The 22,958-nt window shown below is 41.7% G+C and carries 17 protein-coding genes and 1 tRNA gene; 13 read left to right on the top strand and 5 right to left on the bottom strand.

What is annotated here, in order from left to right; translation table 11 throughout:
* Positions 1–87: 87 nt before the first annotated feature.
* Positions 88–384, top strand: a complete 297-nt coding sequence (locus FMM05_RS02800; RefSeq protein ID WP_143371813.1) for a hypothetical protein — start codon at positions 88–90, stop codon at positions 382–384.
* Positions 385–462: 78 nt separating this feature from the next.
* On the opposite strand, the gene cphA is transcribed toward FMM05_RS02800, so the two are convergent.
* Positions 463–3,090 carry a cyanophycin synthetase gene (gene cphA, locus FMM05_RS02795; protein ID WP_143371812.1) on the bottom strand — a complete coding sequence of 876 codons (2,628 nt, stop codon included), beginning with the start codon at positions 3,088–3,090 and terminating at the stop codon, positions 463–465.
* A gap of 245 nt (positions 3,091–3,335) precedes the next feature.
* Here cphA and FMM05_RS02790 point away from each other — a divergent pair, with 245 nt between their 5' ends.
* Positions 3,336–4,268, top strand: coding sequence for a cyanophycinase (locus FMM05_RS02790; protein ID WP_143371811.1), 933 nt, complete (start codon positions 3,336–3,338; stop codon positions 4,266–4,268).
* A gap of 141 nt (positions 4,269–4,409) precedes the next feature.
* Positions 4,410–5,252 (top strand): isoaspartyl peptidase/L-asparaginase, encoded by an 843-nt coding sequence (locus tag FMM05_RS02785; protein ID WP_143371810.1) that lies wholly within the window; start codon positions 4,410–4,412, stop codon positions 5,250–5,252.
* Positions 5,253–5,352: 100 nt separating this feature from the next.
* On the opposite strand, the gene FMM05_RS02780 is transcribed toward FMM05_RS02785, so the two are convergent.
* Positions 5,353–6,579, bottom strand: coding sequence for a cytochrome P450 (locus FMM05_RS02780; protein ID WP_143371809.1), 1,227 nt, complete (start codon positions 6,577–6,579; stop codon positions 5,353–5,355).
* A gap of 346 nt (positions 6,580–6,925) precedes the next feature.
* Here FMM05_RS02780 and FMM05_RS02775 point away from each other — a divergent pair, with 346 nt between their 5' ends.
* Positions 6,926–7,822, top strand: coding sequence for an OmpA family protein (locus FMM05_RS02775; RefSeq protein ID WP_143371808.1), 897 nt, complete (start codon positions 6,926–6,928; stop codon positions 7,820–7,822).
* A 359-nt stretch (positions 7,823–8,181) separates the two neighbouring features.
* Here the strand turns inward: FMM05_RS02775 and FMM05_RS02765 are convergent, their stop codons facing one another.
* The gene (locus tag FMM05_RS02765; RefSeq protein WP_143371807.1) at positions 8,182–8,418 is read right to left on the bottom strand and encodes a hypothetical protein; all 237 of its coding nucleotides are present in this window, start codon (positions 8,416–8,418) and stop codon (positions 8,182–8,184) included.
* Between the two features lie 175 nt (positions 8,419–8,593).
* Here FMM05_RS02765 and FMM05_RS02760 point away from each other — a divergent pair, with 175 nt between their 5' ends.
* Positions 8,594–9,787, top strand: coding sequence for an AIR synthase related protein (locus FMM05_RS02760; RefSeq protein WP_143371806.1), 1,194 nt, complete (start codon positions 8,594–8,596; stop codon positions 9,785–9,787).
* Positions 9,788–9,903: 116 nt separating this feature from the next.
* Here the strand turns inward: FMM05_RS02760 and FMM05_RS02755 are convergent, their stop codons facing one another.
* Positions 9,904–10,809, bottom strand: a complete 906-nt coding sequence (locus tag FMM05_RS02755) for an EamA family transporter (protein ID WP_143371805.1) — start codon at positions 10,807–10,809, stop codon at positions 9,904–9,906.
* Positions 10,810–11,044: 235 nt separating this feature from the next.
* Here FMM05_RS02755 and FMM05_RS02750 point away from each other — a divergent pair, with 235 nt between their 5' ends.
* From FMM05_RS02750 to FMM05_RS02720, 7 genes are all read left to right on the top strand, one after another.
* Positions 11,045–11,695, top strand: a complete 651-nt coding sequence (locus tag FMM05_RS02750; RefSeq protein WP_143371804.1) for a VOC family protein — start codon at positions 11,045–11,047, stop codon at positions 11,693–11,695.
* A gap of 89 nt (positions 11,696–11,784) precedes the next feature.
* On the top strand, positions 11,785–15,240 hold the full coding sequence (locus FMM05_RS02745; RefSeq protein WP_143371803.1) for a methylmalonyl-CoA mutase family protein: 3,456 nt from the start codon (positions 11,785–11,787) through the stop codon (positions 15,238–15,240).
* 409 nt (positions 15,241–15,649) lie between these two features.
* Positions 15,650–16,009: a BlaI/MecI/CopY family transcriptional regulator gene (locus FMM05_RS02740; RefSeq protein WP_143371802.1), complete on the top strand. Its 360-nt coding sequence runs from the start codon at positions 15,650–15,652 to the stop codon at positions 16,007–16,009.
* 1 nt (position 16,010) lies between these two features.
* Entirely contained in the window at positions 16,011–17,849 is a 1,839-nt protein-coding gene (locus tag FMM05_RS02735) for a M56 family metallopeptidase (RefSeq protein ID WP_143371801.1), read from the top strand.
* Between the two features lie 26 nt (positions 17,850–17,875).
* A complete protein-coding gene (locus tag FMM05_RS02730; protein WP_143371800.1) occupies positions 17,876–19,795 on the top strand; it encodes a M56 family metallopeptidase in 1,920 nt (639 codons plus the stop codon).
* Positions 19,796–19,844: 49 nt separating this feature from the next.
* A complete protein-coding gene (locus FMM05_RS02725) occupies positions 19,845–21,848 on the top strand; it encodes a M56 family metallopeptidase (protein WP_143371799.1) in 2,004 nt (667 codons plus the stop codon).
* 120 nt (positions 21,849–21,968) lie between these two features.
* Positions 21,969–22,109, top strand: coding sequence for an SsrA-binding protein (locus FMM05_RS02720; protein ID WP_143371798.1), 141 nt, complete (start codon positions 21,969–21,971; stop codon positions 22,107–22,109).
* Here the strand turns inward: FMM05_RS02720 and FMM05_RS02715 are convergent.
* On the bottom strand, positions 22,106–22,618 hold the full coding sequence (locus tag FMM05_RS02715; protein ID WP_143371797.1) for an adenine phosphoribosyltransferase: 513 nt from the start codon (positions 22,616–22,618) through the stop codon (positions 22,106–22,108). The two genes, FMM05_RS02720 and FMM05_RS02715, sit on opposite strands and share 4 nt — an antisense overlap.
* Before the next feature lie 115 nt (positions 22,619–22,733).
* Between FMM05_RS02715 and FMM05_RS02710 the strand changes: the two genes are divergently transcribed.
* Positions 22,734–22,807: transfer RNA gene (locus FMM05_RS02710), tRNA-Arg, on the top strand.
* The last annotated feature ends 151 nt before the right edge of the window (positions 22,808–22,958 follow it).

The raw sequence follows: 22,958 nt of genomic DNA, 5'->3' as shown, positions 1-22,958 counted from the left end.
AGGATACTTTAGGGTTTATTTAGGATAAATTTGGCATGGCTAACCTTATACGTTGCCTAACTTTGAGTTTATCTAAATCGATAAAGTATGAAAAAGTTATTTATAGCAGTAGTTTTAGCGGCAGGTTTTACCGCTACGGCTGCACCTACAGCACAAATTGGAGATGAAATTATATCAGTATTTCAGGAAAAGCAATACAAAAAGATAGAAGTATCACAGGTTTCTAAAGATGCCCTGGATAAAATCAAGAAAAGTTATGGTAATTATACCATAAAAGAAGCTCATAAAGCTGATGACGGCGAATATAAATTGGTACTTAGCAAGGACGGAACTGATATTACAGCCACCTTTACACCTGCTGGCGACCTAATAAAAATATATTAAATGAAGGCCTCAGCCTGATTTTAAACAAAAGAGCCGGGTAATTAATTACCCGGCTCTTTCTGTATATACTGAATTGATTTATGATTGTATCGACTCTTCATTCTCTTTATCAAGATAGCCCTGCACAATTTGTATGGCATTGGCAATAACATCGCTAAGCGCAGTTATATGGCTGCCTTCCACAGCATTACTGATGGCGTGTTTAATAGCATCGGTTTCTTTAGGGATCACTTCGTAAGTAATCTCACGACCCGAGGCTTTAAACCCTTCAAGAAGTAGCCCATTGATTTCTTCTTCGGTACGGCCACGAAGGTGCTTTTCGTTTCGCATAATAATATGGTCGAACATACGTGCAGCAATGGTAGCACATTTGCGAATATCCTCGTCGCGCCTGTCGCCCACACCCGATATAATACCGATTTTTTTGGTAGCCTCTACGTTGGCAAGGTAGTCTTCTACCGCAAGGTAGCCTGCCGGGTTGTGTGCAAAATCGATAAGGACCTTAAATTTCTTAAAGTCGAAAATATTCATACGGCCAGGTGTTTGTGCCGTACCCGGAATAAAGGTTTGAAGCGAAAGGCTTATATCCTCTGTCTTAAAGCCCCACAGGTACGATGCCAGGGTGGCAGCAAGTACGTTGGCTATCATAAATTTAGCTTTACCACCTAAGGTAAGCGGAATGTGCGATGCCCTTTCAATACGAATTTTCCATTCGCCTTTTTTTATGGTTACAAAGCCATTTTCGTACACAGCAGTAACGCGACCGGCTTTGGCTTCTTCCTTAATAAACGGACTGTCTTCGTCAAGGCTGAAATACGCCACATTACAATCCAGCTCTTTACCTATTTTAACACACTCAGGGTCATCGGCGTTAAGCACTGCCCAACCGTCTTTTTTAACGCTGCGCGGAATTACCCTTTTTACGCGCGAAAGGTCGTCAAGGTTATGAATGTCGCTAAGGCCAAGGTGGTCTTCCTGAATGTTAGTTATAATACCAATATCGCAACGGCTAAAACCAAGTCCGCTTCTAAGTATACCGCCACGAGCAGTTTCTAATATGGCAAACTCAACCGTAGGGTCTTTTAAAATATATTCGGCGCTAAAAGGCCCGGTAGTGTCACCTTTTTCCAGCATGTGGTTCTGTACGTAAATACCGTCAGATGTTGTAAAGCCTACCTTAAAACCATTGTTTTTTACAATGTGTGCCAGCAGTCGGGTAGTGGTGGTTTTACCATTAGTACCTGTGATAGCAAAGATAGGAATGCGACTTGGCTTGCCTGGAGGGTACAGCATATCTATAACCGGGGCGGCGACATTTCGAGGCAAACCTTCGGATGGGGCAAGGTGCATCCTGAAACCCGGTGCAGCATTAACCTCTAATATAACCCCGCCATTTTCTTTAAGCGGCTGTGTTAGGTTCTCGGCCATAATATCAATACCACAAACATCTAAGCCAATCACACGCGAAATCCTTTCTGAAAGGAAAATATTCTCGGGGTGCATCATATCGGTAACATCTATCGATGTACCACCTGTGCTCAGGTTGGCAGTCGACTTTAAATACACGATCTCGCCAATTGATGGAACCGTGTCTATCGTGTAGCCTTTTTTAGTCAGCAAGTCAGTAGTATCGCGGTCTACCGTAATTTCGGTCAGTACATTTTCGTGTCCGTAACCACGGCGCAGATCCATGTTTTCAGTATCTATCAATTCCTGTATGGTGTGCTGTCCGTCGCCTTTAACGTGTGCCGGTACGCGCTGTGCAGCGGCCACCACTTTATTATCAATTACCAGTACACGAAAATCGTAACCAGTTATAAATTTTTCAACAATAACACGGCTGCCGTAATTTTGCGCAAAGGCAAGGCCTGCAACGGCATCTTCATAATTAGTTACATTTATAGAGGCACCCTTACCGTGATTACCGTCGAGTGGTTTAAGCACAATAGGGTAGCCAATTTTTTCTATGGTAGCCTTAAGGCTTTCTTCGTCGGTACAAATGTCGCCACCCGCAACAGGTATAGATGCGGCACTAAGCATACGCTTGGTTTGTTCTTTATTGCAGGCAATATCTACCGCTATATGGCTGGTTTTATTGGTAATAGTGGCCTGAAAACGCATTTGGTTGATACCGTAACCCAACTGTACAAGCGAATTGGTGCCAAGGCGAATCCACGGGATATCGCGTGCTACAGCTTCTTCCACTATACTGCCGGTACTTGGGCCCAGGCGGTCGCGTTCGCGAATTTTCCGCATCATTTGTATGTCGGCATCCAGGTCGTATTCGGTACCTGCAATAAGCGCTTCGGCAATACGCACCGATGCTTCGGCAGCATATATACCCACATTTTCTTCCAGGTAGCTAAACACTACATTATAGGTGCCGGGCGTTTTGGTTTCGCGTGTGCGGCCAAAACCGGTATCCATCCCTGCAAGGGTTTGTATTTCTAAAGCAATATGTTCTATAACGTGGCCCATCCAGGTGCCGCGTTCAATTCTCGAAAAAAAGCCGCCCGGTGTACCTTCGCTGCATCGGTGCGTATATAAGGAAGGCATCAGCGCCTCTATCCTCTCACGAAAACCATCTATTTTATTGGTGGGAAATTGCTCCATCTCTTCGAGATCGAGGCGCATTTGTATCAGTTTTTTTCTTTTTACGCTCCAAATGTTGGGTCCGCGAAGTGCCTGTATTTTCTCGATTTTCATAAACTGGTAAAAAGGGGTATAAAAGGTTAATTGTGATTCTTAAAATAATGTGCTGGTGTTGAGTTTTTTGTTGAAATTTAACAGATGCTTTTTAAATCGTATTTCATCGTTAGAAAATTACTTAAAAAAATAATTAAAAAGTATCTTTGCAGTAAATATTTTGCAAATATTGCCTTTGGTAACAATTTGTAAAGAAATAATTAACCGTAAATTGCGTTTTTTACGTATTTAATTAATTTTGCAGCATGAATAATGTACAGGGGAAACTCATAATAATAGGTGGCGCGGTAGATAAGGGCAGTTTTACCGAGGCATCTTATGATGCTAACATAGCCAATAATCTTAACTTTTTTGAAACCGGCATTTTACGCCGTATAATTCGCGAGTCTAAACACGGCGAAGAGTCGCGTATTGAGGTTATCACTACGGCATCGGTTATTCCGCGTGAGGTAGGGCCGCAATATGTAAAGGCGTTTGAATATTTACAGGCCAGGAATGTGGGCCTTATGTATATAGAAAAAAGGGAGCAGACCAAAGACCCTGAGATACTTGCACGTATACAGGCTGCTGATGTGGTTATGTTTACCGGTGGCGACCAGCTTAGGCTAACATCAATTCTTGGTGGTACCAAACTACACGATATTATACTGGATAAATTTAAGAACGAAGATTTTATTTATGCAGGTACATCGGCCGGTGCAGCAGCAGCATCTAACAACATGATCTACCAGGGCAGCAGCCAGGAGGCCTTGCTTAAAGGCGAGGTAAAAATTACCAGCGGCCTTAGTCTTATTGAGAATGTAATTATAGATACCCACTTTGTACAGCGCGGCCGTATAGGGCGTTTGTTTCAGGCAGTGGTGGGTAACCCCCGCGTACTGGGCATTGGCCTTGGTGAAGATACAGGACTGCTTATTACCAGCGACGGTAAAATGGAAGCCATAGGCAGCGGACTTGTAATTCTTGTAGACGGCCGCCAGATAATGGACACCAACCTTACGCAGGTAGAACTGGGCAAGCCTATTAGCATAAACAATATGATCGTGCATGTAATGAGCATGTATGATACGTACGACCTTAACACGCACGTTATGGAAATACACAACTCACAATACTCCATTCCTTTATACACCCCGGCAGAAGCAGATTCTGACCCGGTGAACGATGATAAGGAGTAGAGGGAGAGGGCGCTCATTTTCACGTACTGTCATTGCGAGCGAAATGCAATGGAGCGCGGCAATCTATCGTTGAAAATTATGAGATTGCTTCGTCGTGCCTCCTCGCAATGACAGCGATCAATCAGCAAACATTTCATTACTATGAAACTAATTATACACGGCGGTTTTTTTAGCGAATCTACTACCGATGCGCAAACCAAAGCTGCCAAACAACAGGCATTAACTACAATAGTTAAAGATGCCTACCAATACCTACAGTCGCATAGCGCTACCCAAACGGTGGTTTATGCGGTTTCTTTATTAGAAGATAATCCGTTGTTTAACGCGGGTATAGGGTCTCAAATTCAAAGCGACGGGCAAATTAGAATGAGTGCCGCCCTTATGGATGGCACCACCCAAAAGCTAAGCGGTGTTATCAACATCCAGAATGTGCAGAACCCTATTTTAGTTTCCGAAAAACTGATGCCGTATGACGACCGCGTTTTAGGTGGCGAAGGTGCTAATCAGTTTGCTGCGGCTAATGGTTTTGCCGAATTTAGCACTGAAACGCCCGAGCGCCGTGCTGAATACGAAAAGAAACTTGCCGCGACAGGAACAGGGACAGTGGGCTGTGTGGCGCTTGACGCAGAAGGTAAACTTGCCGTAGCGACCTCTACAGGAGGAAAAGGCTTTGAGATGGTAGGAAGGATATCTGACAGTGCTACCGTGGCAGGAAACTACGCTAATGCATTTTGCGGCGTGAGCTGCACGGGTGTGGGCGAAGATATTGTGAGTAATGCTACCGCTACTAAAATAGTAACCCGCGTTACCGATGGCGTGGCCATTGCCGATGCCTTTGATAAAACCTTTGCCGAGCTTAAGCCCTACGGCGGTTTTGCCGGAGCTATTGGGATAGATGCCAAGGGAAACATCTTTCACCAGGATTCGCATCCAAGCATGGTATTTGCCAGCTTTGATGGAGAAAATGTTGAAGTGTTCAGCTAAAAATATTGTTTATAATACGTTCAGTTCTTAAAACCTGCAATGCTCATGGCGTTGCAGGTTTTTTTATGAACTGAATATCATGGGGGTGTGGTGGATACAATTACATGGCAACCAATCCTGCGGCTTTACTCTCTATTTTAAGTTTAAAGCGGCTTTGCGGCAGGGCAGGTATGCGCGACATATCAATACTCAAATCCTGATCGGGTACAGAGTACTGCACCTGCTCGTTTAAAAAGCGTAGTGCTGATTTTGTGAGCCTTACAGCAACTTCTCCGCTGGTACGGGCATAATCTACACCGGTATCTCCGGCAGGTTGTGCTTGGCTAAAAGTATGATTTTTAATGGTTTCAAAACGCTCAGGAAAAAACATTTCCGGGTTTTTCCAGGCATCTTCATGGTGGTTAGTGGCATATACATCAAGCATTACCAGCACACCTTTATTAAATTTAATGCCTTCATATTCAAATTCATTGCGCACGGTAGCGGCCATCATGGGCGAACAAGGGTAGTAACGCCTAACCTCGTGTACAAAATTATCATACATCGCAGGGGTTTCCTTCAGTATGTTACTGTACTGCGGATGTTCTTTAAGTGCCATTGCCGCAAAAACCACATGTCTTGCTACGCTTACAATAGGGCGTATAAGGTTTAGTAATTCAATACCGGCAGCACGGGCATCAAGAATAACGCCGTTTTCATCCTTACGAAATGCAACCGACTGAAACACCGTATTTCCGGCAACTTTTAAGCGGCCGCCCCTTAAATCTTCTGTAAGGAGAGAAAGCCACATTTCCAACCTTTTACGGCTGGTACGTCCTCTAAAAAAACGTGGACCTACAGATCCTTCTGCTTCTACAAGCAACGAAAGCTGGCCGGTGCGCAGGTTAATTTCCTGCTCGTGTAAGGGTATGCCAAGCCATTCGCAGGCAGCAATACACAAAACCTTCTCAGCTTCATGAAACAGGGTAATATTATTACGGGTTTGCCAGTGGTCCAGGCAATCGTTAAGGCGCTCGCTAAAAATTGCTTCAAGCCTGCTTAAAGACTCGGGAGTCAATACCTGTAATGCGAGGTCTTTGCTTACAAAGGCACTCTCATCAGCGGGTACAATACCGGCTGCAGAAAACGTACTTTGCTCTGCCCTGGCAGAGTCCTGGCGTAAAAACTTATGCTCATCAAAAAACAGCTTAGCCGCTTTTTCTCCCCTCATGGCAATAGCTTTTATAAAAGGCAAAATGTTAGTTTCTACAACATCGCGTTGCTGGCTGCGAAATTTTTGCAGCAGGTGGGGGTAACCTTGAAAGAATAGTCCGAATGTAGTATCCATAACGTATTGGCTTTACTTGGTTTCAGGATGTGAAATTACATCGAACACGGTTGTGTTCCTGTTAAAATAGCGTTAAAGGAATTTTAACAATTTACGAATTATGATTGTTAGTTTTTTTATATTAAATTATTGAATTATGCTTAATTTTAACTAAATAAAATTAAATAGTAAGAATTTTTTCGCCAAAAATACTGTAAAAGGATTCACACTGTAGTAACGATTATAAAAAGCAGCATACATTTTGTATGCCTATTGATAATATTGTTGTGTGCCAATAAAAACACAGGCGTAACGTTTAAAATAAATAAATCGTTACTTTCGTTAGATTTTCAAAAACAAAACCATTATGAAAAGACTGTTCTCCATACTTATGCTACTGCTTTTTCCTGCCATGCTTATGGCTCAGGATCAATTCTCTATATATTTTGACAGTAATAAATATGAACTTACCCCAATAGAACAGGGCAGGCTATTAGGCTGGATAAATACTAATGGTACATCTAAAATATTGGCAATAAACGGTTACACCGATGAAGACGGAACGATAGGCCTTAACGACACGCTATCGCAACGCCGGGTAACCACAGTTTTTAGAAATATAAAGGGTAAAGTAAATACCCGCGAAGATTTTAAAACCCGCAGCTTTGGTAAGCTACATAAACAATCGCCCATAAAGGCAGAAAACCGTAAGGTTACGATTTACTTTTTAAAGCAAAAAGACCTTGCCCGCGAAAGTGAAGTGTTGGGCCTTACCGAAGCTCCTAAAACTACTGCACCTGCAAAACCTAAAGGTCCGGTAAGTTACCCTGCCAGCGTTATGGCAATGGGGGCGGGTGGAAAAGAAGAAGAACTTAAGCTTGACCAGGCATTTATGAAGCAACTTGGCGAAGCTAAAAAAGGCGAAAAAATACGTATACCCAACCTTAATTTTTATGAAAACACGTTTGGCGTAATGCCCGACTCGCGCCCGCGTTTGTTTGAACTGCTTGAGGTTATGAAGGCCAACCCGTTGCTTAAAATTAAACTTCAGGGGCATGTATGCTGCATGAAAGCCGATAGAAACGACCTTTCTACCCAACGTGCAAAGGCTATAATGATGTTCTTAAACAAAAGCGGTATCGATAAAAGCCGCCTAAGCTTTGAAGGCTTTGGCGTATCGCAACCCATGTATGCAATACCCGAAAAAGATGCTAATGAGCGCGAAGCTAACCGCAGGGTAGAAGTGCTTATTGTGGAGAATTAAGTAAGGTTTAGTAATATAGTAATTAGCTAATTTTTTAATGTAATAATTTATATCCCCGTTACTAAAGTGGCGGGGTTTGTTATTTTACTTTTCTGTTATAAGGGTTTTGACGGTCGTCCCAAAATGAAACAATTTCAATTTGATCATATTTATTTCATAGAATATCGAATAAATTTTCATGGAAACAATTCGCGTAGTTTTATTAGATGTAAGCCTTCCAATAAATTCGCTCTTTGATAAGGTAGTCAGTAAATCTTCAATTTCATTTAATAGCTTGATGCTATAGTCGGGAGTACCATTTTGAAGTAAATAAAATTCTAATGTAGCGGCAAGTTCTAATTTCGCAAGTTCAGACCAAACTATTTTTTTGTTAGCCATGATCTCATTTCCTGCATTACTTCAGTGTTTTCAGTAAAATTTCCTTGTGCAATTTGCTCACGTCCCTTGTTTATGGCACTTTGCTCTTTATTAGATAGTTGATATAGTGATTGTTCTGAAGAATCAAAAATAGTTTGAAGGGCTCTGAGTAAATTTAAATCGGTAGAATCTTTAATCCTTGCGATTAAATTATTTTTGATTTGGGCTGCCATATCCATGATTCGCTTCATTTAGTATTTCAAAAATACAAAATTTATCGAAGTGTTGCGTTTTGACATCTCAATTTATCATTATTAAAATTATACGAGTTTGTCCCTCACATCAACAAATAAACAAATTGCCAAATAAACAAATTAAAACTATCTTTGCCGCAGCAACACAAACCGTTTCATAATGAGTTCTGATACCAGCAAACGCTATAGCCAAAGGGGAGTTTCGGCTTCTAAAGAAGATGTGCACAACGCCATTAAAAACATAGATAAAGGACTGTTTCCTAAGGCTTTTTGCAAAATTGTGCCTGATTACCTTACGGGAGATAATAATTATTGCCTTATTATGCATGCCGATGGCGCGGGTACAAAATCGTCTTTAGCGTACATGTACTGGAAAGAAACCGGCGACATATCGGTGTGGAAAGGCATTGCGCAGGATGCCCTTATTATGAATATAGACGACCTGCTTTGCGTGGGCGCTGTAGATAATATTATGCTAAGCAGCACTATAGGCCGTAACAAAAATGTAATTCCGGGGGAGGTGCTTTCGGCTATTATAAACGGTACCGAAGAGCTTATAAACGAACTTAAAACCTTTGGTGTTACCATACACTCAACCGGCGGTGAAACTGCCGATGTGGGCGATTTAGTGCGTACCATTATTGTAGACAGTACTGTTACTGCGCGCATTAAACGCAGCGATGTGGTAGACAATGCCAATATACAGCCGGGCGATGTTATTGTGGGCCTTGCGTCTTTCGGGCAGGCAAGCTACGAGAAAGGGTATAACGGCGGTATGGGCAGCAATGGGTTAACATCGGCACGCCATGATGTTTTTAACAACTACCTTGCGGCTAAATACCCGGAGAGTTATGATGCGGCAGTTCCGTCAGATCTTGTATATTCAGGTAACGTAAAACTGACTGATGAAGTGGCCGACAGCCCCATAGATGCCGGTAAACTGGTGCTTTCGCCAACACGTACCTATGCGCCTATCATCAAAAAAATATTAGAGAAGTATAGTCCGAAAGATATCCACGGTATGGTTCATTGCAGTGGTGGTGCACAAACTAAGGTGCTGCACTTTGTAGATAACGTACACGTGGTTAAGGATAATTTATTCCCGGTTCCGCCACTATTTAAGTTAATACAGGAGCAAAGCGGTACCGACTGGAAAGAAATGTACCAGGTGTTTAACTGTGGCCACCGTATGGAGGTATATGTTCCGGCAGATCTGGCTCAGGATATTATAGACATTTCTAAATCATTTAACGTAGATGCGCAGATTATAGGTCGTGTTAGCCCCCTAACCCCCGAAGGGGAAATTACCAAAAAACTGACCATTACCAGCGAGTATGGTACTTTTGAATACTAAGAAAAATGGAACGCGGATGACGCTGATTTGAGCAGATTCACGCTGATTTCTTATAACTGTAAACAAAACAGCCATCTTTACAGGTGGCTGTTTTGCTTTATCTGAAAATCTTTATGTTACTGCACGGGTGTTGAGACTGCCTTTATCTTTAGGTAACTTCCCACGTTAAAAATCACTATGGACACTATAATAAGTGAATAGGCTGCTATTTGCATGGCAGAGATTTCTTCTCCATAATAAAATGCGGCCAAAAAGAAGCCTATAAGCGGATTAAGGTACAGCATGATCCCTAATGTAGAAGAACTGATTCCCTTCAGTGCAAATAGATTAAGCAGCATGGGTGTAATGGTGAAGAATATGGCAATGATAAGGATGTAGCTGTAAAACATAATTTCCGTGGGTAATGGGCCACTATACACTGGATAAAACGGCAGCAATACTATCGACGATATTAACAGCTGTACCGAGAGCAACAGGAACTTATCGATACCCTCAAATTTCTTTTGTAATACTAAGTACAACGCATAACTAATGGCTACTATAAAGCTGTAAAATACATCGTTAAAGCTGTTGTATGATAGCATAATGCAACCCACAAAACTTATAGCTACAGCTCCCCATTGCAGTTTGCTGAGATGTTCTTTTAAAATGATAAATGCGCAAACGGTTGTAAGGATAGGGCATAATAAATACGCGAACGATGCCGCCTTTACACTTATGTGGTTCATTACATAAATAAAAAAGAACCAGTTAGCACACAGTAAAAGCGAGCTTATAATGGTAAGCGCAATTAAGTTTTTACGCTTTTTAGGTTCAAGTTGCATAAAGCTGGCCCTGCTTTCGGCAATATTTTTACGCCTGAAAAGCACATTGGTTACCCACATGAGCACCACGCAAAAAAAGATGCGGTAAAACAATATATCGGGCGATGGGTAGGCCTGTAACGGCTTGAGCACAAAGCTGAAAAATCCCCAAATGATAAATGCGGTTATAGCGGCAAGGTAGTATTTTGGGAATTTCATTGCAGGAATTTTCGGCAAATTTAATCAATTAAATGATATGGAACGCGGATTGTACGGATGCTTCGCAATCGCGGATTTAAACGGATTTTGACAGTACTAAAATTGAAAATCTGCGGAAATCAGTTTTATCCGTGTCATCCGTGTTCCATATAAACTACACTATTTAAATAATAATTTAATAAATTAAAAAACATTCTATAAATCACTAACTTAGCAAATCCCTTACCTGCCGTGCATGAACATTATAGAACTTGAATTACTAAGTGACGACCTGCCTGAAACCGAAAGATTTTACAAAAAAGTTTTAGGCCTCGAACCGTATTTAAAAGAAGACCGGTCGATACTGTTTTTTAATGTGGGCAGTACGCGGCTCATTTTCAGGAAGTCGGATAACTTAAAGCCTGTGTACCACTTTGCGATAGATATGCCCAGCAATCGTTTTTTCGATTCGCACAATTTCATAAAACAGCATACCGCAATACTTCCTGTAGAGGGCGACGACATCGCTAATTTTACCAATTGGGATGCTAAGTCGTTTTATTTTTACGATAACAACGGTAACATTGTAGAAATCATTACGCGCTATCCCAACAAGGCTTATTATAATGATGTGTACAGCAGCAAGGCCTTTGTGGGCATTAGCGAAATTGGCCTGGTAACCAATGATGTGCCCGAACTGGCTGATATTCTTAAAAATGAATACGGTATCCCTATTTTTCACCGGCAGCCGCGCGGAAAACAGTTTACAGTTTCCGGTGATGATTGCGGCCTGTTTATCATAGCCGAGAAAAACCGCGACTGGTACCCAACCACTGTAAAAGCAAAATCGTTTACTACCCGTATTTTGTATATGGATAAAGGTAATGTAGGGTATATTGTGAGATAAATTACATACCTGTAATTTTATATTGTTCAAATGTTTTGATTTCTTAATAAATACGTAAATTGCGCATGTAAAATTGCATATAATTCAATATGGAGCCAGTAGTACCTTATATTCCTAAAAATAAAGTTAGAATTGTAACAGCGGCATCTCTTTTTGATGGGCATGATGCTGCCATAAATATAATGCGCCGCATCATTCAGGCAACGGGTGTAGAGGTTATTCACCTTGGGCACGACCGTAGTGTGGAAGAAGTGGTAAACACTGCCATTCAGGAAGATGCAAACGCCATTGCGCTAACATCCTACCAGGGTGGTCATAATGAGTACTTTAAATACATGCACGACCTGCTTAAAGAAAAAGGTGCCGGGCATATTAAAATATTTGGCGGCGGCGGCGGGGTTATCCTTCCGGATGAAATTGCAGCGCTGCACGAATACGGTATTACCCGTATTTATGCACCCGATGATGGCCGCGAACTGGGGCTTCAGGGCATGATAAACGATTTGGTTCAGAAATCAGATTACAGCCCCCCAACCCCCAAAGGGGGAGTTGCAGAAGGACTTGTTGTGAAAAATGTAAATACTATGGCAAGGCTCATAACCCTTGCTGAAAATAACCCCGAAGAATTTGATAGCGTTTTTCAGGCTTCGGAGGCTACTCCCCCTTTGGGGGATGGGGGGCTTAGGGCGGAGGGGGCAACCCCTGTTTTGGGTATCACGGGCACCGGTGGTGCCGGTAAATCGTCTTTGGTAGATGAGTTGGTACGCCGCTTTTTGGTCGATTTCCCTGAGAAAACACTGGGACTTATCTCTGTAGACCCATCAAAACGTAAAACGGGCGGTGCCTTGTTGGGCGACCGTATCCGTATGAATGCCATTAACAACCCAAGGGTGTATATGCGTTCGCTTGCCACAAGGCAAAGCAACCTGGCGCTCTCTAAATATGTTGCTGAGGCCATACAGGTGCTTAAGGCGGCTAAGTACGACTTGATCATTTTAGAGACATCGGGTATTGGGCAAAGTGACACTGAGATACTGGAACACAGCGATGTATCTCTTTATGTAATGACGCCCGAGTTTGGTGCTGCTACTCAGTTGGAGAAAATCGACATGCTTGATTTTGCCGACCTGGTTGCTATTAATAAGTTTGATAAGCGTGGCTCTCTGGATGCACTTCGCGATGTTAAGAAACAATACCAGCGCAACCACAACCTGTGGGATGCCAACCCCGATAGCCTGCCTGTATTTGGTACCATTGCCTCGCAGTTTAACGACCCGGGTATGAACACCTTATACAAAAAGATAATGGACAAGATAGTAGAACGCACCGGTGCGGCGTTAGACTCTACCTTTGCCATTACCCGCGAAATGAGCGAAAAGATATTCGTAATCCCCCCACACAGAACGCGTTACCTTAGTGAGATTGCCGAGAACAACCGCAAATATGATGCTACGGCATCAAGCCAGCAGGAGGTTGCCCAAAAGCTGTACGGTATCTTTAAAACTATTGAGTCGGTTTCGGGTGCTAAGCTTTCGCTGACGAAATTCGGACTGGAAACTGAGGGTCTTCGACAGGCTCAGACTGACAGCAATACCGATTTTATTAAAATGCTTGTCGCTGAATTCGACCGTGTTAAGATGAACTTCGACCCATACAATTGGGAAATCATCTTAACCTGGGATGATAAGGTTAATAAATACAAGAACCCTGTATACTCGTTTAAAGTACGCGATAAAGAAATAAAGATAGCTACACATACTGAGTCGCTGTCGCACAGCCAGATACCAAAAGTATCGTTGCCTAAATACCAGGCATGGGGCGATATTTTACGCTGGTGCCTGCAGGAAAACGTACCGGGGGAGTTCCCCTTCTCATCCGGATTGTATCCGTTTAAACGTGAGGGCGAAGACCCATCGCGTATGTTTGCCGGAGAAGGCGGGCCTGAGCGTACTAACAAACGGTTCCATTACGTGAGTGCCGGTTTACCCGCAAAACGCTTATCTACAGCGTTTGACAGCGTTACACTTTACGGTAACGACCCTGATTTACGCCCCGATATCTATGGTAAAATTGGTAATGCAGGGGTGTCTATCTGCTGCCTTGATGATGCCAAGAAACTGTACTCAGGGTTTAACCTGTCGCATGCGTTAACGTCTGTAAGTATGACAATTAATGGGCCTGCACCTATGCTTTTAGGCTTCTTTATGAATGCCGCCATAGACCAGCAATGCGAGTCATATATTAAAGAAAATACCCTTGAAGATGAGGTAGATAACAAAATAAATGCCATTTATAAAGCAAAAGGTTTAGAGCGTCCGCGCTATAATGGCGACCTGCCTGCGGGTAACAATGGCTTAGGCCTTATGCTTTTAGGTGTAACTGGCGACCAGGTTTTACCACAAGATGTATATAACGATATAAAATTCAGAACGTTATCTCAGGTTCGTGGTACCGTTCAGGCCGATATTTTAAAGGAAGACCAGGCACAGAACACCTGTATCTTCTCGACCGAGTTCGCATTACGATTAATGGGCGATGTTCAGGAATACTTTATTACCAATAATGTACGAAATTTCTACTCAGTTTCTATATCAGGGTACCATATTGCCGAGGCAGGTGCTAACCCTATCACGCAGTTAGCCTTTACGTTAAGTAACGGTTTTACGTATGTAGAGTATTATCTGAGCCGTGGCATGAACATCAACGATTTTGGGCCTAACCTGTCGTTTTTCTTTAGTAACGGTGTCGACCCGGAGTATGCCGTAATAGGCCGCGTTGCCCGTAAAATATGGGCTAAAGCCCTGAAAAACAAGTATGGTGCCAACGAGCGTGCCCAAATGCTTAAGTACCATATACAAACATCGGGTAGGTCGTTGCATGCGCAGGAGATCGATTTTAATGATATCCGTACAACGTTACAGGCATTATATGCTATTTATGATAACTGTAACTCGCTGCATACCAATGCCTACGATGAAGCCATAACCACACCAACCGAAGAAAGCGTGCGCCGTGCAATGGCTATTCAGTTGATTATCAATAAAGAACTTGGCCTTGCCAAGAACGAGAACCCGATACAGGGATCGTTCATTATAGAGGAGCTAACCGACCTTGTGGAAGAGGCTGTATTACAGGAGTTTGACCGCATTACAGAGCGTGGCGGTGTGCTTGGCGCAATGGAAACCATGTATCAGCGTTCTAAAATTCAGGAGGAAAGCCTTTATTATGAGACACTTAAGCACACAGGAGAGTTCCCAATAATAGGTGTCAACACGTTCCTGAGTTCTAAAGGGTCGCCTACGGTCGTTCCGGCAGAGGTTATCAGGGCAACCGAAGAAGAAAAACAGTTCCAGATACAAACACTTAAAAACCTGCATTCGTCTAACGAAGAGGTAGTTAGGGAGCGTTTAGCTGCTGTTCAGGAAGCTGCAATCCAAAATAAAAATATCTTCAAAGAGCTTATGGAAGCTACCAAAGTATGTTCGCTGGGACAAATTACATCGGCCTTATTTGAGGTGGGCGGACAGTATCGCCGCAATATGTAAGCGTCAAAAAGTGCTTAATATTTCACTTTTGGATTTTGAAATGGCCAATATTTAGCTAAAATAGCCATTAAAAAGCTTCGAAAACTGGCCAAAAAGCTTAATATTTCACTTTTGGATTTCAAAATAAAATAAATTTCATTAGCCTTCCCAAAATCCGGGGAGGCTTTTTTATTTTAAAGTATCCCTTAAAACTTAAAGTAGCTAAAATTCAAATTCAGGCATTGTTGCTACGGTATTGTTTTTCAGAACTTTATTTAATTCATTGACACAATTCAACAGCTTATTTCTCTACTTTTATAATTCTGTATTGTAAAAAATAACTAACGCTATAGTTATTTAACTATAAAAATAGTTGCGTAACTAAAAAAATAGTTTTAAGTTTGAAGTACACAAAATAAATGTAGTCACCATGCAAAAATTAACCAACAAGGAAGAAGAGATAATGCACATATTATGGAAGCTTGAAAAAGCTTTTGTAAAAGATGTGCTTGAGGAGGTAAAAGATGATAAGCCACATTACAATACACTTTCTACCATTATAAGAAACCTTGAAGAAAAAGGCTATGTGGGCCACAATGCATATGGTAACACACACCAGTATTTTCCGGTAATAACTAAAGAGGAGTACCGCAAGGGTTTTATGAGCAACGCTATCGAGAACTATTTTGGCAACTCCTACAAAAGCATGATATCCTTTTTTGCAAAGGAAGAAAAAATTAGCGCCGATGAGCTTCGTGAGATCTTAGACATGATAGAAAAAAACAAGTGATATGGAAGCACTCACGCTATACCTTTTAAAAGCAAGCTGCCTGGTAGCATTGTTTTTTGTGGCATATTACTTTTTACTGCGAAAGGAAACTTTTTTTGCAGGTAACCGCAGGTTCCTACTGGCGGGACTGGGTACCGCAATACTACTGCCACTACTTGTATACACTAAAACAGTTTGGGTTACTCCGGCGCTAACTGATGGCGTACCGCAAAAACTAACCCTTAACGCAGCACAAACGCATGCTGTGCACAGCACAGCGCCCGTGCAGCAGGCAACTGAAATTGCAATTAACTGGCAACTTGTAGGATTAAGCATATATGCAGCCGTGTTATTGGTGCTATTATCATTGTTTTTAAAAGATATTATTAAATTAAGAAGGATGCTTTCGGGGAATACCGTTATAAAGCAGGACGGTTTCCTGCTTATCGACTCAGCAGCAGCAACCACGCCTTTCTCGTTCTTTAGGTATATTGTATACAACTCATCACTGTTACAGCCCCAGGAACTGGAGAGTATTATAGCCCACGAAAAGGTACACAGCAGCCAGCGCCATTCGTTAGATATGATCATCAGCGAGCTGTTTTGTATCGCCTTGTGGTTCAATCCGTTTGTGTGGCTGTACAAAAAAGCCATATCGCAAAACCTTGAGTTTATTGCCGATGCCGAAGCTACCAAACTGGTGGCTGATAGAGTGGCGTACCAAAAAACGTTATTAAAAATTACGATCCGGCCGGAGCGTAACGCAATCATCAATCATTTTTATCAATCATTAATCAAAAAACGAATCATTATGTTGAACAAAAAACAGTCTGAAAGGAGCAAGTCCTTAAAGTACGCGGCAATAGTGCCGGTGCTCGCGGCGTTTGCATTTGCTTTTCAGTACCGGGTAGTTGCCCGCGAAAAGAATGTTATTACTACCAATGTTGTACCGTTGTCTAAGTACGAGCCTATTGAAGGTTTGGATGCTTTAACCGTGGAAATTAACAAAGACCTTACCGAGGCAGAATTTTCCAAATTAAAGGCTCTATTTAAGAAGATGTTTGATGCCGATCTGTATTTTACAAAAATAGCACGCAATAGTAAGGGCGAGATAACATCTATCAATGTAACGGTTAAGGATAAAGACCACAGGGACAATTACCCGGTGCGCGAAATTCTTGGCAATGGTACTACCCCAATAACAACATTTACCGTTGGGATAAGTAAGGAAGATGATGAAACTAACAACATCTTTTTTGCCGAAACCACTAAAGCGGCACAGCCTGAAACTGAACGTGAGCTTACCAATGTAACCGACCCGGCAATTGAGTACCTTAATAAAAGCGGCAAGGGATTAAAAAGGCTTATTGTTATAAATGGTGTTGTTCAGCAGGGTAGCGAGGTACTAATACCAAAAGGCTTTAAGGTACACGGCATGACCGAGCTTGAAAAAGCCTATGCTGTTAAAAAATATGGTAAAGCAGCTAAAGACGGCGCGGTAGAGATAACCACGGTTGCCACTAAGGAAGCAGGATCATCTGAGGCAACTTCTATTGCCTTTGTAGAGGAGCAGGATGCCGTTACTGTTACAGACCTTGGCTACATCATAAAAAAGGATTCTCAGGAAGAGGCTTTTAAAGCCTACCAGGAATTGTTTAAAGAAGATGGTATTACTATGACATACGACGGCATTAAACGCAATGCCGAAGGTTATATAACCTGTATACACATAAAATTAAAAGACAATAAAGATAATGTTGCCGAAGGTACCTGGGAAGTGAAAGGCACTACCACCAAGCCTATACAGGATATATACGTGGGTACTAAAAAAGGCCTCCTGGTAGTAATGGGTCAAAAATAATAAGTTAATTATAATTTAAGCATTATATGGAAGCAGCTATCATATACCTAATAAAAGTGTCGGCAATAATTATGTTGTTTATGCTGGCCTACCAATTATTCCTAAAAAAAGAAACCTTTTTTACAACCAACCGATTGTTTCTTTTGGCAGGCCTGGGTACCGCTGTGCTGCTTCCGTTAATAGCTTATACTAAAATAGTGTGGGTAAGCCCGGCACCTGTAGTACAACAGCAGCAAACCATAAATGTTAATGCATTAATAGCCTCGCAAAATGCATTTGCTAAACTGCCCGTACAGCAAAGTTTTACAATAAACTGGTGGTATGTGGCTTTGGGTATATACACGGCAGGGGTAGTGGTGCTAAGTATAATATTTATAAAAGATATCATCCGTTTAAGGCTGATGCTTAAAGGGCAAAAAGTAGTAAAGCAGGATGGTTATAGGTTTATAGATTCGGCTACGGCCAAAGCGCCTTTTTCATTCTTTAGGTATATCGTATACAACTCATCAATGTTGCAGCCTCAGGAACTGGAGAGTATTATTGCCCACGAAAAAGTGCACAGCGGCCAGCGCCATTCGTTAGATATGATTATCAGCGAGTTATTTTGCATCATTTTATGGTTCAACCCATTTGTGTGGTGGTATAAAAAAGCCATAGCGCAAAACCTGGAGTTTATTGCCGATGCCGAAGCCATAAAGCTTTTAACCGACAAAACTGCCTACCAAAAAACATTAGTTAAAATCACAATACAGCCCGAGTGTATTGCAATTACCAATCATTTTTATCAATCACTAATCAAAAAACGAATCGTTATGTTAAACAAAGCACAGTCTAAAAAAAGAAATGGCTTAAAATATATGGCCATTATGCCCATGCTTGCGGCATTTATGTTCCTGTTTCAGTACAAAGTAGTGGCACAGGTTAAAGAATCATCACAAGTTAATGTGTCTGCCGACCCTGAATTTTCTATAGATATTAATAAAAACAGTACCGATGCCGATCTTGCAAAAGCAAAAAAAACATTTAAGGACAAGTATAATGTAGATGTTACATTTAGCAATGTAAAGCGAAATAGCAAAGGCGAAATGACATCTATTAAAACAGTGGTTAAAGAAAATGGACGTTCGATGTCGAACGAGATTGAAAGTACAACACCCATAAAGCCTTTCCAAATCGTTATGGATGAGCTTGACGGATCTAAAAATGCCATGATAGTTGTTGGCAAGGTTCGCATTGCAGCCGGCTATCCTCCTGCGCCGCCAATGCCACCAAACGCTACGTCACCGGTGCCTCTCGTACCACCGGTACCTCCGGTTCCTGCAAAAGGCCACAGCATGATCATAAACAGCGGTGCACAACAAAGCCCGGCATTAAATTTTGGCGATGATGCACTTGTAATTATTAACGGCGTTAAGCAGCCCAAAGGCAGTGTTGTAACGTTACCTGCAGGGCACCAGGTGGTAGGGGTTGCTACCTTAGATAAAAAAGAAGCCAAAGACAAATACGGCAAAGAAGGTAAAAAAGGTGCTGTAGAAATTACTACTGCTGCAAACGGCTACGCTTTTATGATGCCCGATGAAGCTACCGTGATGGGTTATGCCCAAATGGGGCTTGATGAAGGTTTTAAAGCATTATCTAACATAAATTTTGATGAGATAATGAGCAACGCATTTGCACACATTGATATAGAGGCGATGGATGAATTTTCCGAAGAGCAAAGGTCGGAAATTGGGGAAGACCTTAAGCGTGCTGAGATCGAGTTGCGAAGAGTAGGGCCGGAGCTGCAAAGGAGCTTTGAGGCACACCGTATGTCTAAAGAAGATATGGAGGATGCCAAAAGGGAAATTGAAGCCGCCAAAAAAGAGATTCAGGCTGCCAAAAAAGAGATTGAAGCTGCTAAGAAGGAAATGGAACGTGCCAGGCAGGAGCGAAGCCGTAAGGCATAACTTAAAGCAATAAATACACGTTACCAATACCACAATAATAAGCACCTATATGGAAAATTTAATTATTTACATGGTTAAGGCAGCAGGGCTTACCGCTGTATTTTATACAGCATATTACCTGCTATTGCGCAAAGAAACATTTTTTACCGCAAACCGCCGCTTTTTAGCAGCGGGGCTTTTAACGGCCGTATTGCTGCCCCTTATTGTATTTACAAAAATTGTTTGGATAGACCCTGCGCCTGCAATGCCGCTACAGCAAATAGATGTAAGCCAGCTTATGTTGTTACAAACGCCACCTAACTTACATGAAAAGCCAATAGAAATTAACTGGTTTTATGTTGCTTTTGCGGCTTATGGCGCAGGGATACTATTTTTTAGCATACGTTTTATGGCCGACCTGTATAAGGTGCGCCAGATGCTTAAAGGTAAAATGATAGTTAAAGAGGGAGGCTTTAAATTTATTGATGCACCCGATGTACAATCGCCTTTTTCATTTTTTAATTACATAGTTTATAATTCGGCATTATTACAGCCGCAGGAGCTGGAGAGTATAATAAGCCATGAAAAGGTGCACAGCAGTCAGAAACATTCCCTTGATATGCTGCTTGCACAGTTGTTTTGTGTGGTATTTTGGTTTAACCCCGTTGCCTGGATGTATAAAAAAGCCATATCGCAAAACCTGGAGTTTATTGCCGATGCCCGTGCTGTTAAAATCATACAGGATAAGATTGCCTACCAAAAAACACTTTTAAAAATTACCGTTCAACCGGAATGTATTGCTATAACCAACCACTTTTATCAATCATTAATCAAAAAACGAATCATTATGCTTAACAAGCAACAATCTAAAAAGCGCAACTCCTGGAAGTATGCCGTGGTGCTGCCAGCACTGGCTGCTTTTATGCTGGTTTTTCAGGAGCAGGTTATTGCCCGCGAAAGGCTGGCAGCACCTCAAAATACATCAACAGGCATCATAGCAACAACGCCAAAATCAACGAAGATATCGGTAGATATTACTGCTAACAGTACCGATGAAGAGCTTGAAGCTAATGCCAATGTACTAAGAAGGGCGTTTGAAGCAACAGTAGATATTGCAGGTATTAAGCGTAATGCCAATAACCTTATTATTGCGATTAAAGTTGAGGTTAGCCATAAGGGCGAATCTAAAAACTACCAGGTATCTTCTCCCGAGCCTATTACTGATTTTTCCATCCAAATGGAAAGCAAAGGTAATGGCCCTGCCCAAATTAGCTTTATAGCCTTTAAAAAACAACAGGCAACCGCAACCTTAGTAGCAAAGGGCACAACCGATACTATTCATATAGCTGCCGATAATTTGGTATATAAAACAGACATTGCCAACAATGTTTTGTTTATTGTAGATGGTTTTAGAAACAAAAATGGCCTTAATGATGTTAATCCTAATGATATAGAATCTATAGAGGTGCGTAAAGATACAGATGAACTGGTTAAGCTTTACGGCAAAGAAGCAGCTAACGGGGTGGTTTTTGTTACTACAAAGAAAAGAACAGGCGCAATACCTTCTATAAAAACCGGTTACATGGTAGAATATATGAAGGCGGGTTTTAGGGGTAAGTCACTCGCAGAATCTGAAAATGTACCATCTCACGGTATCGGTAGCATAAACGGAATAGGATACATGGGAACGCCTGCACAGGTAGGGCCTCGTACATCTAAATTTCTTGTACGTACAGAAACCCGCAGGGCAGATAACGACTCGTTGATATCAACCTCAACCTATACCCAAAATGATGACCCGAGGATCCAAAAAATAGACATTGTAAAACTTGAAAACAAAAAATCATCAGGCAATACTATTTTTAAAAGTATTTCTGATATGAATGCCGACGAACTGGATGCAGCACAGCGTGAATATCAGGAAAATATCAATGAGATTGATAAAGCAATTAAATTAAACAAAGATTCTAAAGTTAAAGGAGCCGTGTCTTCTTTGGAACAAATGAAAGAGTCTGCAACAAAAACGCTGCAAGAGATTAAAAAAGCAAAAAAGCAATTAAAAAAACGTCCGTAAACGGACCAATAAATTTGAGATTAGTTATATAAAATAATAAATAACAATTTATTATGAAATGAGGCTGCCCCACAAGGCAGCCTTTTTTTTATATTTGATGTACCAAAAACCTCAACGGCCATGTTTAAACTTTTAGCAAAACTCAACCACTGGCTATTGCCAAATTACACTAAGGAACAATTAGACCTTACCAGGGCTACCAAAATGCAAAAAGCTATAATTGCCTGGAAATATTTTGTTACCACCCGCGCTGTAGATTAATATACCAGCGGGGCATAAACCTCGTACCTGCCAATTTTTTCGCGTCCTTTTAAAAAAGAAAGTTCCATTAAAAAATTGCATTGCACAATAACACCGCCCAGTTGCTCTACCAGTTCACATACGGCTTTTGCCGTGCCTCCGGTAGCCAGCACATCATCATGAATTAAAACGCGGTCTCCGGGCTGTATAGCGTCGGTATGCACCTCAAGTGTATCTGTGCCATATTCCAGCTCATACGTAGCAGAAATAGTTTCAAACGGCAGTTTTTTAGGCTTGCGTACCGGTACAAAACCTGCACCAAGCTCGTAAGCCAGTAATGTGGCAAAAAAGAAACCGCGGCTCTCGGCGCCCACCACCTTATCAATATTGCGTTCGCGCAGGTTGTTTACCAGCAAAGCCATGCATTCGCGCACCGCTTTTGGGTTATTAAGCAGGGGAGTGATATCTTTAAACACAATTCCCGGTTTCGGAAAATCCTGTACGTCACGTATATACTGATTAAGTGTCATTTTTTTGACTTTTATTATGTAAATTGGTTTGCAAGTTAATCAATTATTTATATATTTGCACCCGCAATCAGGTTATGAGAACAGCTAAGCAATTAGCCTCAAACCCTAAGCAAACGGCCTCGTGGCGCAACTGAATAGCGCACTTGATTACGGCTCAAGAGGTTACTGGTTTGAATCCAGTCGAGGTCACAAATTAAAATCCCTAAATCATTACGATTTAGGGATTTTTTGTTTTATAAATCTTACAATTACTTTAAAGATTATTATCTTTTGTAAGTTTATACTGCTGGTTTGGATGTCCCGAGTAGTTGACCAGTCAGGATTCAAACCATCTGCTAAC

The organism is Flavobacterium zepuense, assembly GCF_007097145.1.
Taxonomy (GTDB): Bacteria; Bacteroidota; Bacteroidia; order Flavobacteriales; family Flavobacteriaceae; genus Flavobacterium; species Flavobacterium zepuense.
Note: the sequence above shows the minus strand (reverse complement) of the source record. Positions and strands in the feature narration are given on the sequence as shown.